Source organism: Micromonospora sp. NPDC047074 (genome assembly GCF_040643815.1).
Taxonomy (GTDB): Bacteria; Actinomycetota; Actinomycetes; order Mycobacteriales; family Micromonosporaceae; genus Micromonospora.
In genome coordinates this window covers 1-13585 of the sequence record NZ_JBEYVB010000015.1, presented here as the reverse complement: position 1 = coordinate 13585, position 13585 = coordinate 1, and the positions used below count along the sequence as shown (strand labels likewise).

The 13585-nt window shown below is 74.7% G+C and carries 11 protein-coding genes and 1 pseudogene; 1 reads left to right on the top strand and 11 read right to left on the bottom strand.

Annotated elements, in window-relative coordinates:
- Positions 1-117: 117 nt before the first annotated feature.
- The 6 genes from ABZ809_RS19480 to ald form a co-directional block, all read right to left on the bottom strand.
- The gene (locus tag ABZ809_RS19480) at positions 118-888 is read right to left on the bottom strand and encodes a pseudouridine synthase (RefSeq protein ID WP_357563938.1); all 771 of its coding nucleotides are present in this window, start codon (positions 886-888) and stop codon (positions 118-120) included.
- A complete protein-coding gene (gene scpB / locus ABZ809_RS19475; protein ID WP_357563937.1) occupies positions 875-1822 on the bottom strand; it encodes an SMC-Scp complex subunit ScpB in 948 nt (315 codons plus the stop codon). Before scpB ends, ABZ809_RS19480 begins: the two co-directional genes overlap by 14 nt.
- Positions 1819-3009 carry a segregation/condensation protein A gene (locus ABZ809_RS19470; RefSeq protein WP_357563936.1) on the bottom strand — a complete coding sequence of 397 codons (1191 nt, stop codon included), beginning with the start codon at positions 3007-3009 and terminating at the stop codon, positions 1819-1821. Before ABZ809_RS19470 ends, scpB begins: the two co-directional genes overlap by 4 nt.
- A 53-nt stretch (positions 3010-3062) precedes the next feature.
- Positions 3063-3986: an AAA family ATPase gene (locus ABZ809_RS19465; protein ID WP_357563935.1), complete on the bottom strand. Its 924-nt coding sequence runs from the start codon at positions 3984-3986 to the stop codon at positions 3063-3065.
- Between the two features lie 232 nt (positions 3987-4218).
- Positions 4219-5196 (bottom strand): site-specific tyrosine recombinase XerD, encoded by a 978-nt coding sequence (locus ABZ809_RS19460; RefSeq protein WP_357563934.1) that lies wholly within the window; start codon positions 5194-5196, stop codon positions 4219-4221.
- 23 nt (positions 5197-5219) lie between these two features.
- On the bottom strand, positions 5220-6335 hold the full coding sequence (gene ald, locus ABZ809_RS19455; protein ID WP_357563933.1) for an alanine dehydrogenase: 1116 nt from the start codon (positions 6333-6335) through the stop codon (positions 5220-5222).
- A gap of 225 nt (positions 6336-6560) precedes the next feature.
- On the opposite strand from ald, the gene ABZ809_RS19450 reads away from it, so the two are divergent.
- Positions 6561-6884 carry a TM2 domain-containing protein gene (locus tag ABZ809_RS19450; protein WP_357564059.1) on the top strand — a complete coding sequence of 108 codons (324 nt, stop codon included), beginning with the start codon at positions 6561-6563 and terminating at the stop codon, positions 6882-6884.
- 112 nt (positions 6885-6996) lie between these two features.
- On the opposite strand, the gene ABZ809_RS19445 is transcribed toward ABZ809_RS19450, so the two are convergent.
- The 5 genes and pseudogenes from ABZ809_RS19445 to ABZ809_RS19425 all read right to left on the bottom strand — a co-directional run.
- Positions 6997-7602, bottom strand: a complete 606-nt coding sequence (locus tag ABZ809_RS19445) for an NUDIX hydrolase (protein ID WP_357563931.1) — start codon at positions 7600-7602, stop codon at positions 6997-6999.
- Positions 7603-7663: 61 nt separating this feature from the next.
- Positions 7664-9415, bottom strand: a complete 1752-nt coding sequence (locus ABZ809_RS19440; protein WP_357563929.1) for a CTP synthase — start codon at positions 9413-9415, stop codon at positions 7664-7666.
- A 151-nt stretch (positions 9416-9566) separates the two neighbouring features.
- Complete coding sequence (locus ABZ809_RS19435; RefSeq protein ID WP_357563927.1) at positions 9567-11960, bottom strand: hypothetical protein; 2394 nt, start codon at positions 11958-11960, stop codon at positions 9567-9569.
- A complete protein-coding gene (locus ABZ809_RS19430; protein WP_357564058.1) occupies positions 11960-13126 on the bottom strand; it encodes a glycosyltransferase family 4 protein in 1167 nt (388 codons plus the stop codon). The genes ABZ809_RS19435 and ABZ809_RS19430 overlap by 1 nt, the downstream gene beginning before the upstream one ends.
- Before the next feature lie 55 nt (positions 13127-13181).
- Positions 13182-13585 (bottom strand): annotated as a pseudogene (locus ABZ809_RS19425) (hypothetical protein); the annotation flags it as partial.

The window sequence follows — 13585 nt, the reverse complement described above, 5'->3', positions numbered from 1 at the left end:
GCGGTTGTCACACGTTCTCCATGATGCCCGGCCCCACGCGCGGCCGAACGCCCGCGGCGTCGCGCCGCCGCCGGGCCGCCACGGAGCCTACCGGCAGCCGTACCCCGAACCTGGGGGTCAGTCACCCACGGCCTTGAACAGGCCGGCGACCTCCGCGTTGGTCAGCCGCCGCGTCCGCCCCGCGCGCAGGTCACCCAGCCGGATCGGCCCGATGGCGGTACGCACCAGCCGGCTCACCGGGTGGCCCACCTCGCCGAGCAGGCGGCGGACGATGTGTTTGCGCCCCTCGTGCAGGCTCACCTCCACCTGGGCGGAACGCCCCAGCGTGTCCACCACCCGGAAGGAGTCGACCTTCGCCGGACCGTCCTCCAACTCCACGCCGGCCATCAGCCGCTTGCCGAGGTTGCGCGGGATCGGCCCGGACACCTCGCACAGGTACGTCTTCTGCACCCCGTACGACGGGTGCATCAGCTTGTGCGCGAGGGTGCCGTCGTTGGTGAGCAGCAGCAGGCCCTCGCTGTCCGCGTCGAGCCGCCCGACGTGGTAGACCCGCTGTTCCACCCGGTTGCCGAGGAAGTCGGCGAGCGCCGTCCGCCCCTTCTCGTCGGCCATGGTGGAGACCACCCCACGCGGCTTGTTCATGGCCAGGTAGACCAGCCGGTTGTCGGCGACGAGGCGCTCGCCGTCGATGTGGATCACCGCGGTGGCCGGGTCGACCTTGTCGCCGAGTTGGGCGACCCGCCCGTCGACGGTGACCCGGCGGCGGAAGATCAGGTCCTCGCAGGCGCGCCGGGAGCCCACGCCGGCGGCGGCCAGCACCTTCTGCAGGCGCTCGGCCCCCTCGAAGACGGGCGCGTCGGGGCGGGGCGTGCGGTCATCGCGTGGCATCGGCAAGCTCTTCTACGTCGTCGGGGAGGAACGGGGCCAGTGGCGGGAGGTCGTGGACGCTGTTGAGCCCCAGCTTTTCCAGGAACATCGTGGTGGTCCGGTAGAGGAACGCCCCGCTGTCCGGTTCGGTGCCGCACTCCTCGACCAGGCCGCGGGAGACCAGGGTACGGATCACCCCGTCGCAGTTGACACCCCGGATGGCGGAGATCCGGGACCGGGTGACGGGCTGCTTGTAGGCGATCACGGCCAGTGTCTCCAGCGCGGCCTGGGTCAGTCGCACGGACTGCCCGTCCAAAACGAACCGTTCCACATAGGTGGCGTATTCCGGCCGGGTGTAGAGACGCCAGCCACCCGCGGCCCGGCGCAGCTCGAAGCCGTGCCCGGCGGCCGTGTAGCCCGCGGCGATCTCGTCCAGCACCGGCCCGATCCGCTCGGCGGGCTGCTCCAGCACCTGGGCGAGGGTCAACTCGCTGACCGGCTCGTCCACCACCAGCAGGATCGCCTCCAGCGCTCCGCGCAGCTCCGCGTCGTCGAGCTCGGGCGCCGGCTCGGGTGCCGGCCGCCGCCGCCCCACCGACCGCTTCGCCGACCCACCTTCCGCCGGACTCTCCCCCGGCGGCACACCCCCCGCCGGTCCTACCCCTGCCGGCGTGCCTTCCGCCAGGCTCTTCCCGGCCAATGCGCCTTCCGCCGGCACCTCTTCGGCCGGCGCACCGTCAACCGGGCTCTCCCCCGCCGATGTGGCCCCGTCCTCGGCCCCCGCCTCGCACGCGGCGTCGGGTCCGTCGGAGATCTTGGGGAGTTCCGGCCCCTCCGGGGGCACGGAGTTGCCAAGATCTACGGGGGCGGCGGAGGGGGGCGTGGGGCGCTGCCAGGGCGGCACCCAGGCGGCGGCCTGGTCGGCCAGGGAGTCCCGGCGCTCGTCACTGCTCATTCCGCTCGCTCCTCCGCCGTCGTCATCGCCCCACTCCCGTCCGGCGCCGCCCCGCTCCCGTCTGGCGCCGCCCCGCTCCCATCTGGCGCCGGCTCGCTCCTGGCCGGGGCTACCCCTTCCCCGTCGGGCACCGGCCCGCTTCCGGCCGGTTCGATCCGCGTGGGCGAGGGTGGCGCCGGGGAAGCGCTCTCGTCCGGCGCCGGGCGCTGCCCAGCCGACTCCGTCGACGGCGGGACGCCGCCGAGCGGATCGGACAGGGCCGAATCGGACAGGGCCGGGGACGGCTCCGACGGGGTGCCGGCGTACTCGTCGATGTGCAGGTCGGGGCCGCCGTCGGCGGGGCCGGTCCAGCGTACGGTCAGCTCCTCCAGGGCCTGCTCCTGCACGAAGGCGACCAGGCCCTCCCGGTAGAGCTCCAGCAGGGCCAGGAACCGGGCCACCACCTCCAGGGTCGCCTCGCAGTCGGCGCAGAGCAGCGAGAAGGTGGCCGTGCCGGCCCGGCGCAGCCGTTCGGTGAGGATGCCCGCGTGTTCCCGGACGCTGACCCGGACCATGTGCACGTGCGCGATGGACACCTCGGGCACCGGCTTCGGCGTCATCGCCCTGATCGCCAGCTTCAGCAGCCGTTCCGGGCCGATGCCGAGCACCAGGTCGGGCAGCGCCTCGGCGTACCGGGGCTCCAGGGTGACCGCACGCGGGTAGCGCCTCCCGCCGACCTCCTCCAGCGCGGCGATGTGCGCCGCCGCCTCCTTGTACGCCTTGTACTGCAGCAGCCGGGCGAAGAGCAGGTCCCGCGCCTCCAGCAGGGCGAGGTCCTCCTCGTCCTCGACCTCGGCGGCGGGCAGCAGCCGGGCCGCCTTCAGGTCGAGCAGGGTCGCGGCGATGAGCAGGAACTCGCTGGCCTCGTCCAGGTCCCACTGGTCGCCCATCGCGCGGATGTAGGCGATGAACTCGTCGGTGACCCGGTGCAGCGCCACCTCGGTGACGTCGAGCTTGTGCTTGCCGATCAACTGGAGCAGGAGGTCGAACGGGCCGGTGAAGTTCGCCAGCCGGACGGTGAAACCGCCGCTCTCCTCCACCGCCCCGGGCACGCCCGCCGGATCCGTCGGCACCTCGGCGACGGCCTCGGCAGCCCGTACGGGCGGCTGCTCCGGCGTCGTCGGCGGATCGAGGGGTGGCGCGGTCACCGGAAGACCGTAGTCCACGCCCCGGACGGCTCGGCGCGAAGGTGCACCCCGGCCTACCGCTCCGACTGGGCGGCGATCACCTCGCGGGCCAGTTGGCGGTAGTTGCGGGCGCCCGACGACGCCGGGTCGAGCGTGGTGATCGGAGCGCCGGCGACGGTGGACTCGGGGAACTTCACGGTCTTGGTGATGACCGTCTGGTAGACCTTGTCGCCGAACGCCTCCACCACCCGCTGGAGCACCTGCCGGCAGTGGGTGGTGCGGCTGTCGTACATGGTGGCGAGGATGCCTTCGAGCTCCAGGTCGAAGTTGAGCCGCTCGCGCACCTTGTCGATGGTGTCCAGCAGCAGGGCGACACCGCGCAGGCTGAAGAACTCGCACTCCAGCGGGATGAGCACGCCGTGCGCCACGGTCAGCGCGTTGATCGCCAGCAGGCCCAGCGAGGGCTGGCAGTCGATCAGGATGTAGTCGTACTCCTTGCGGATCGACCGGAGCACCCGGGCCAGGGCCATCTCCCGGGCGACCTCGTTCACGAGCTGGATCTCGGCCGCGGAGAGGTCGATGTTGGCCGGCAGCAGGTGCAGCCCGGCCACGTCGGTCTTGATCAGGACGTCCTCGGCGGTGACGTCGTCCTGCATGAGCAGGTTGTAGACCGACAGGTCGAGGTTGTGCGGGTTGACGCCCAGCCCGACCGAGAGGGCGCCCTGCGGGTCGAAGTCGACGAGCAGTACCTTGCGGCCGTACTCGGCGAGCGCCGCGCCCAGGTTGATGGTCGTGGTGGTCTTGCCGACGCCACCCTTCTGGTTGGCCATCGCGATGATCCGGGCGGGGCCGTGCCGGTCGGTCGGCATCGGCTCGGGGATCGGCTTGCGCATCGTGTACGCCGCCGGATCCGCCGGGCCCAGATCCGTCCCGAGCGCGGCCTGCTGCTCACGGAGCTCCGACGTCCAGGTCTCGGCACGGTCACCGTTGCCAGCCATGTCCTCGTTGCCCCCTCCCGACGACCACCCGGCGTCGGAGCCGTCCGACGTCCTTTCGCGGCGCCGCTGCGCACCCCGGTCCCGAATACCGCCCCAGGAGGTCCGCGCCGATGCCGACTGTACGCCACCGCCCGGCGGGCCGGTCGCACGCGCTCGGCGTGTCGCCGCCCCGCCGACCAGGCAAGCCGCCGGCGAGGTCGGGGACGGGGACGGTCGCCGGGACCGGTGGCGCTCAGCGCGCCCGGGGGTGTGCGGTGGCGTAGACCTCCCGCAGCCGCTCGACGGTGACCAGAGTGTAGACCTGGGTGGTGGTCACCGAGGCGTGGCCGAGGAGCTCCTGCACCACTCGCACGTCCGCGCCGCCGTCGAGCAGGTGGGTGGCGTAGGAGTGGCGCAGGGTGTGCGGGGAGACCGCCTCCGCCCCCTGCACCGGCAGGCCGGCCCGCTCGGCCGCGCGGCGCAGGATGGCCCAGGCCCCCTGCCGCGACAGCGCGCCGCCGCGGGCGTTGAGGAAGACCGCCGGGGTGCCCCGGCCGGCGGCGGCCAGCACCGGCCGGGCCCGGACCAGCCAGGCACGCACCGCCTCGACCGCGTACCCGCCGATGGGGACCAGCCGGGTGCGGCCGCCCTTGCCGCGCAGGAGCACGGTGCCCTCGTCGACGTCGAGGTCGTCCACGGCCGCGCCGACCGCCTCGGAGATCCGCGCCCCGGTGCCGTACAGAAACTCCAGCAGTGCCCGGTCGCGCAGCGTGAGCGGCGCGCCCTCCCCGACGACCGTGTCGGCGCCGGCGGTCTCCAGCAGCCGCACCACGGCGTCGACCGGCAGCGCGCGGGGCAGCCGGCGCGGCGGGGTGGGCGGGCGGACGTCGCGGCTCGGGTCGGCGCCCGCCAGCCCCTCGCGCTGCGCGAACCGGTGCAGCCCGCGCACCGCGCTGGCCGCCCGCGCGGCGGAGGAGGCCGCGAGCGGTGGATGCTCATCGTCGCCGGCGCGCAGCCGGGCCAGGTGCGCCTCGACCTGCCCCGGGCCGACGGCGGCCAGGTCCGGCACCCCGGCCGCCGCCAGGGTGCTCAGGTACCGCTGAAGGTCCCGCCGGTACGACGAGAGCGTGTTCGCCGACAGTCCCCGCTCGACGGTGAGGTGGTCGAGGTAGCCGCGGACGGCACGGCGCAGGGCCGGCGCGGGTTCGCCACCCGCGCCGGCCCCGTCCACCGTGCCGGTCAGTTCGCCGCCGCTCAGGCCAGCGCGTCGGCCAGCGCGAGGGGCGTCATGCCGTGCGCCTCGGCGACCGGGCCGTAGGTGACCTGGCCGTCGTGGGTGTTCAGGCCCAGTGCCAGCGCCGGGTCGCGGCGCAGCGCCTCGCGCCAGCCGTGGTTGGCCAGTTCCAGGGCGTACGGGAGGGTGACGTTGGTCAGCGCGTAGGTGCTGGTGTGCGGCACCGCGCCCGGCATGTTCGCCACGCAGTAGAAGATCGAGCCGTGCACCTGGTAGGTCGGGTCGGCGTGCGTGGTGGGACGGGAGTCCTCGAAGCAGCCGCCCTGGTCGATGGAGATGTCGACGAGCACGCTGCCCGGCTTCATCCGGGAGACCAGCTCGTTGGAGATCAGGGTCGGGGCCTTCGCGCCGGGCACCAGCACGGCTCCGATGACGAGGTCCGCGTCGAGCACGGCCCGCTCGATCTCATACGCGTTGGAGGCCACCGTCTGGAGGTGGCCCCGGTAGATGGCGTCGGCCTGGCGCAGCCGGGAGACGTTCTTGTCCAGCAGCAGCACCTCGGCCTGGAGGCCGAGCGCGATCGCGGCGGCGTTCATGCCGGACACGCCCGCGCCGATGACGACCGTCTTCGCCGCGTAGACGCCGGAGACACCGCCCATGAGGATGCCGCGCCCGCCGCCCTGCCGCTGGAGGTGGTAGGCGCCCACCTGCGGGGCGAGCCGGCCGGCCACCTCGGACATCGGGGCGAGCAGCGGCAGCGACCGGTCGGGCAGCTCGACGGTCTCGTACGCGATGCCGGTGACCTTGCGGTCGACCAGCGCGTCGGTGCACGCCTTCGAGGCGGCCAGGTGCAGGTAGGTGAAGAGCACCTGCCCCTCGCGCATCCGGTGGTACTCCTCGGCGATCGGCTCCTTGACCTTGAGCACCAGCTCGGCGGTGTCCCACACCTCGTCGGCGGTGGCCAGGATCCTGGCCCCGGCGGCGGCGAACTCGTCGTCGCTGATGCTGGACCCGACCCCGGCGCCGGACTCGACGAAGACCTGGTGACCGCTGCGGACGAACTCGTTGACGCCCGCCGGCGTGATCGCCACGCGGTACTCGTGGTTCTTGACCTCGCGGGGGATTCCGACCTTCACGATGCAGACACCTCTCTTCGGGGCTGCGCTCCCCCGACTGCGCGGTGCCACGGCGGCCCCTTTGCCGCCGCGGTCCACCGGTCCCGCCGGCGGCAGTCTAGGCGCGCCGCCGCCCTCGCCGAGGCAGCACAGTGACATCCGGTGCCCGCTCGCCCTGACGATGTGTCAGGCGTCAACCGGGCCGGCGGTGGGAAGTCGCATCAGCCGTCAGGACAGTGTTCATCCATTATCGTCCCACTCTCTGGGTGCCGCTGCGGACAGGAGACGAGTCGATCACTAGGGTGTCGCCTCATGACCACTCCTCAATACCAGCCCGGCTACCCGTCGGGCGTCTCCGACAAGAGCAAGCTCGTTGCGGGTCTGCTCGGCATCCTCCTCGGCACCTTCGGTGCCGGTCGGTTCTACACGGGCCACACCAAGGTCGCCGTCCTCCAGCTCGTGGTGAGCCTGGTGACCTGCGGCGCCGGCGGGCTCTGGGGCCTCATCGACGGCATCCTGATCCTCGTCAACGGTGGCACCGACGCGCAGGGACGCCCGCTGCGCGACTGATCCGACAGCGACGACGAGAAGGGGCCGTGCGAAGACGCACGGCCCCTTCTCGTCGTATCCCGTCGGTGGGCCCCGCCGGGCTCGGCTTCTGCTGGTCCCGCCGGTGGCCCGCTCAGCCGGGCAGCGGTGCGTCGGCCCGGCGCAGCGCCGACCAGCCGGTGTCGCGGGCCCGGGCGGTGGCCAGCAGCCCCGCCACGCAGGAGGCGTTGGTGATCTCGCCCGCGAGGACCATGCCGACCGCCTCGTCCAGGTCGATCCGGACGACCTGGAGGTCGGCCTCCTCGTCGCGGCGCTCGTGCCGCGACTCCGCCGCCACGTCCGTCAGGTCCCGGGCCAGGAACACCCGGACGAGCTCGTTGGTGAAGCCCGGCGAGCTGTGCAGGTCCACCAGGACGTCGATCCGCCCGGCGGTCAGGTCGACCTCCTCGGCCAGCTCCCGCAGGGCGGCGGCGGCCAGATCCTCCCCGGAGACGTCGGTCAGCCCGGCGGGCAGCTCCCACAGGTGCCGCCCGACCGCGTGCCGGTACTGGCGGATCAGCACCACCTGACCGGCGGAGTCGAGCGCCACCACGGCGACCGCGCCGACGTGCCGGACGAAGTCACGGACCCCCGTCCCGCCGCCCGGCATGGTCACCTCCTCGCTGACCACGTCGAAGATCCGCCCCCGGTAGCGCTCGGTGCGGGAGCGCACCTCGTAGCGGTGCTCGACGGCGCTCACGCCGCCGCCCCGCTCCGCGTGTCGGAGCTGCGGTGCCCGGCGGTTCGCTCGCTACGTCCGCTCACGACGCCGACGCCGCCTTCGCGGTGGCGCCGCCGTTGCTGGCGGCCTTCTTCGCCGCCGCGTCCTCCGCCGCGCCCAGGTCGACCGGGAGCTGGTCGGCCTCCGAGTAGGCCACCGCCGCCCTGACGAACGAGGCGAACAGCGGGTGCGGCCGGGTCGGCCGGCTCTTCAGCTCCGGGTGCGCCTGGGTGGCGACGAAGAACGGGTGCAGGTCCCGGTCCAGCTCGACGAACTCGACGAGCCGGCCGTCGGGCGAGGTGCCGGAGATGCGCAGGCCCGCCTTGGTCAGCGCGTCGCGGTAGGCGTTGTTCACCTCGTACCGGTGCCGGTGCCGCTCGCTGACCTCGGTGCTGCCGTACGCCTCGGCGACCAGCGAACCCTCGGCCAGCGTCGCCGGGTACGCCCCGAGCCGCATCGTGCCCCCCAGGTCACCCCGGCCGGCGACGATGTCCTCCTGGTCCGCCATGGTGGCGATGACCGGGTGCGCGGCCTCCTCGTCGAACTCCAGCGAGTTGGCGCCCTCTAGGCCGGCCAGGTGCCGGGCCGCGTCGATGGTCATGCACTGCAACCCGAGGCAGAGGCCGAGCAGCGGGATGCCGTTCTCCCGGGCGTACCGGGCGGTGCCGATCTTGCCCTCGATGCCGCGGACCCCGAAGCCGCCGGGGATGACGACGCCGTCCACGCCGGCCAGGGCGGCCGCCGCGCCGGACGGGGTGACGCACTCGTCGCTGGGCACCCAGCGCAGCTGCACCCGGGACCGGTGGCCGAAGCCGGCAGCCCGGATCGCCTCGCTCACCGACAGGTACGCGTCGGGCAGGTCGACGTACTTGCCGACCACGGCGACGGTGACGGTGTGCCGGGGCTGGTGCACCCGGTCCAGCAGGTCGTCCCAGCTGGTCCAGTCGACGTCCCGGAAGGCGAGGCCGAGCCGGCGCACCACGTACGCGTCGAGGCCCTCGCGGTGCAGCACCTTGGGGATGTCGTAGATGCTCGGCGCGTCCGGGGCGGCCGTGACGGCCTCGCGGTCGACGTCGCAGTAGAGCGACAGCTTCTGCTTGACCTTGTCGGGGATCTCCCGGTCGCAGCGCAGCACCAGCGCGTCCGGCTGGATACCGATGCTGCGCAGCTGGGCCACCGAGTGCTGGGTCGGCTTCGTCTTCAGCTCCCCGGAGGGCGCCAGGTACGGCACCAGCGAGACGTGCAGGTAGAAGCAGTTGTCCCGGCCCAGGTCGTGACGGACCTGACGGATCGCCTCCAGGAACGGCAGCGACTCGATGTCGCCGACCGTGCCGCCGACCTCGGTGATCACCACGTCCGGCACCTGGCCGTCGTCGTCCGGGTCGGCCATCGCCAGGATCCGCGACTTGATCTCGTTGGTGATGTGCGGGATGACCTGGACGGTGTCACCCAGGTACTCGCCGCGCCGCTCCTTGGCGATCACGTCCGAGTAGATCTGACCGGTGGTGACGTTCGCCTTGCCGGAGAGCGCCCGGTCCAGGAACCGCTCGTAGTGCCCGACGTCGAGGTCGGTCTCGGCGCCGTCCTCGGTCACGAAGACCTCGCCGTGCTGGAACGGGTTCATCGTGCCGGGGTCGACGTTGAGGTAGGGGTCGAGCTTCTGCATGACCACGCGCATGCCGCGCGCGGTGAGCAGGTTGCCGAGGCTGGAGGCGGTGAGGCCCTTACCCAGCGAGGAGGCGACTCCCCCGGTGACGAAAATGTGCCTGGTCGTCCGTGCTGATGGGGCCAAGGCCTGCTCCCGTGTCGTCCGTCGCGGTCGTGCAGACCGCCGTGCCGATCAGCAAAGTGATCACGCGATCCACGGGATTCCACGGTAACACCTCATCCGGCCTCGTCGCCGGGCGCACCCGGACCGGGCGGTGGGTCGTTCCGCCGCCAGCTCAGGAGGTCGTGACCTCGGTCGATGATTGGTTGGCCATCGTCCGGGCCCCGGTGGCGGTCCCGGCCGTCGGCCCGTCCGCCCCGGCCGGTGGGCCCGGGGCGCGCGGAGCCGGGGTCGCCGGCGGGGTGTCCGGTGCCGTGCCCGGCTCCGCGCCACGGGCCGGGCCCGCCCCCGCGCCGCTCGGCGCCGGGCCCTCGGGGCCGGTCCCGTCCGGGCCGCCGCCGGGTCCGTCGCCGGTTCCGCCAGGCCCGTCGCCGGTTCCGCCGGATCCCTCGTCGCGCTGACGGGCCGACTCGGGCTGGGTGCGGTCGGTGGAGTGGTCGAGCACCCGCAGCGCGGCCAGCGCCGCCATCGGCACCACCAGGGCGGCGGCGGCACCGGCCACGTCCAGGGCGTCGCCGCCCAGCGCCCCGCCGATCACCGCGGCGACGCCGGTGCCGGCCATGGCCGCCCGCATCGCCGGGTAGATGCCGAACAGCCGCATCAGCCCGCCCCACGGCTGGAGCAGGGCGAACCAGACCAGCAGGGCACCGGCCAGCGCCAGCACCGTCAGCGGGCTGTTGACCAGGGTCTCGAAGTTGGCCGTGTTGGCGCGGTGCACGGTCAGTCCGCCGGTGCCGTCGCCGACGGCGGCCAGGAACCGGCCGAGGCTGCCCCGCTCGGTGGGGGGCCGGCGCAGGTCGAGCACCGCGAAGCCGATGGTCAGCGCGAGCCCGGCCATGGTGGCCCAGGCCAGCCGGCTGATCGTCAGCCAGCCGCCGGCGCTGATCGCCGCGGCCACGCTCAGCCCGGCGGTCAACGCGATCGCGCCGATCGGGTCGGCGCCCAGGTACGGGCTGCCGACGATCAGCACGGCGGCACCGCCGACGGCCACCATCACGGGGGGCCGCCAGGAGCGGCGGACCCGCTGGGCCAGCCAGCCCGCGCTCAGCAGGGCGCCGGCCAGGAACGCCCCGAGCCCGACGGTGCCCAGCCCCGAGTACCGGCCACCCTCCAGGGCCGAGTAGCCGACCACCCCGTTGAGCTGGAGGCGGGCGCCGGTCAGCACGTCCACCCCCACGGCCAGCGTGGTCAGGCCGGCCACGGCGCCGAGCGGGCCGAGGGTGCTCGCGTAGCCCGGCGCGAGCCGGACCACAGCGGTCGCGGCGACCAGCAGCAACACGGTCACCCCGGCGAAGTACGCGCCGGCGTGGTCCCCGCGCCACCAGGGCACGGCGTCGGCGAGCAGTGCGGCCGGGACGGCGAGGGCCGCCGCGATCAGCAGCAGCTCCACGACCGCCACCACGCGCCGCGACACCGGTTCCGGTCCGTACGGGCCGGCGTGCCGGCGGGCCCGGCGCAGCAGCGGCAGCACCGCCACGGCCAGCAGCACCTGGGCGCCGGCCAGCAGGGCGAAGAACCAGTCCGCCACCCGGCGCTGGGCGGCGGCCTCCCGGTCGGCGTCGGCGGGCACGGCGACCGCGGTGGCGAGGTCTGCCGGCCGGCCGCCGACCGACTCGGCCGGCCGGCCGAGGAAGAGCCGCTCCGGCATCGGGCGGCCCAGTGCGGTGAGCGCGGTCGGCGCGAGGTCGACCAGTTGCAGGTAGCCGTCCCGGCCGGTGCTGGCCGAGGTGAGCCAGCCGCGTTCCCACCCCGGCCCGTCGGCGACGGCGACGTGCAGCCGGGACGGCGCGTCGGTGTCGGACACCCCGGCGACCAGCACCAGGGAGCGGGGCGGTCGGGCGGCCAGTACCCGGGCCAGCCGCGTGTCGGCCTCGCGGGCCGCCGCGGCCCGCGCCGCCGGGTCCTCGCCGGCGACCGCGCCGAGGTCGACGATGCTCAGCACGCAGGAGCCGAGCAGCTCCGCCGGGTCCTCGGGGAGCGCGGGAGCATACCGGTCGACGCGGCCGAACGGCCGGGCGGCGGCCACGGCCGCGCCGGGGCCGATCGCCACCGAGCAGCGCACCGACTCCGACAGCGCGCCGGGCACCGCGCCCCAGGGCAGCCGTTCCTGGTTGTGCAGGACGGTGCTCTCCTGGTCGGGCAGGTTCGCGCCGATGCCGTCGGGCTGTTCCACCGTCACCGCGGTCGGCGGGCAGCCCCCCGGCTGCCGGCTGCCGTTCCACGCGGAGTAGCTACCCGCGCCAAGGGTGAGCCAGCCGTCGACCGGGCAGGTCGGCCGGTGCGCGGAACGGACCGCCAGCGAGCCGATCGAGCCGTCCTGGGCCATCCGCCACAGCGTCGGCGTGGTCTGCGGATCGACGTCCTCCCAGCGCAGCCCCGGCACCCCGACCAGCACCACGAAGTCGGCGGTGCGTTCGGGCGTCGCCCGTTCGGGCCGGGCGGTCAGCGCCGTGATGCCGAGCGCCACCACGACCAGGGTCAGCATGATCGGGGCGATTCTGCGCAGCATCACCGGCGTCCCGTCGACGGAGCGTCGGCGCCGGGCGCCGGCGGCCCGGCGGGGTCCGGCGCCAGCTCGGCGTAGAGCGCCGCGAGTTGGGCGATGGTGTCCGCCTCGGTGGGCCAGCCCGCGGCCCGCTCGGCGCCGCGCCGCCCCAGCTCGGCACGGCCGGCCCCGTCGTCGAGCAGGGTGCGCACGGCCGCGTCGACCGCGTCCACGTCACCAGGCGGCACCAGCACCGCCGCGTCGCCGACCAGCTCCGGCAGCCCGCCGACCGCGGTCGCCACCAGCGGTACGCCGACCCGCATCGCCTCCTGCGCGAAGAGCTGACGGGCCTCCCAGTCGCTGGTCACCAGTGCCAGGTCGGCCCCGGCCAGCAGGTCGGCCACGTCGGTGCGGTGCCCGAGCAGGGTCACCGGGGCCCGGGCGGCGGAGATCCGGGCGGCCAGCGGCAGGTAGGCGGGGCCACTGCCGGCGATCACCACGACCGGTGGCGGGGTCCGGCCGCGCCACCGGGCGGCCGCGTCGATCAGGATGTCGTACCGCTTCTGCGGGTGCAGCCGGCCGACGGAGAGGATCAACGGCTGGTCCTGGCCGACCTCGAACTCGGCGCGGACGGCGGCCCGGCGGCGGCGTGGCGCGGGCAGCGCCGGCGCGGCGACCGGGGCGAGCCGGGCGTCCGTCGCGCCCAGCGCGGCGGCCCGGGTGACCAGGTCGGCGGAGGCCCCGAGCGCCACCCGCACGCCCCTGGCCACGACCCGCTCGACGAGGCGGGACACGCCGCCGCGCAGCCCGCCCGCGAGGACCGCGTTGTGCCAGGTGACCACCAGCGGGGCGGCCGGCCGGGCGAGTACGGCGACCAGGCCGGCACGCAGCCCGTGGGCGTGCAGCACGTCGACCCGTTCGGTGGCGAGCGCCCGGCGCAACGCGGTCACCGCGCGGGCGTCGGCCGGGGTCGGGCTGGCCGGGATCTCCACCGGCAGGAAGCGGGCGCCGACACCGGTGAAGTCGAACTGCTCCTGCGTCGCGGCGGGGCCGCAGACCAGCACGTGGGTGCCTGCGGCCGTCAGGCCCCGGGCGAGCGACCGGATGTGTTGCCCGACGCCGCCGGTGCTGGAGGCGAGCAGCAGGGCGACCGTGCCGTGCCATCCGGGGACCGGTGCCGGTGGGGTCACCACGCCCGCCTCCGCCCGTCGGTCGCCGTCGGCCGGTCACCCGTCCTGCACCCGCTCACCGGGACACCGTCTCCTTCCCGTCGCCCCGTTCCGGGGGGACGCCACCCTCGCCCGTCCCTTCGGCGGGGGCCGCCGGCGCCCGCCGGCCCGCCCGGCCCAGCCGCCGGAGCACCCCGGCGAGCAGCGGCGTCACGTCCCGCCGGTCGACCAGCCAGACGACGGTGAGGAACACGACGCCGACCAGGACTCCGGACAGCATGCCCTGCACGAGTGCGCCGGCTGTCGTCGGGGTGCCGCCGACGGCCGTGTCCAGCCAGCGGGCGGCGGCCGCCCCGGCGACGGCGGCCAGGGCACCGGCGAGCAGTCCGCCGTCGAGCCGGCCCCCGGCCGGGTGGTTGGGGAGCGGCATACCGACGAGTTGCCTGACCGGACGCTGTACAAGGCGTGCGGCAACCGCCG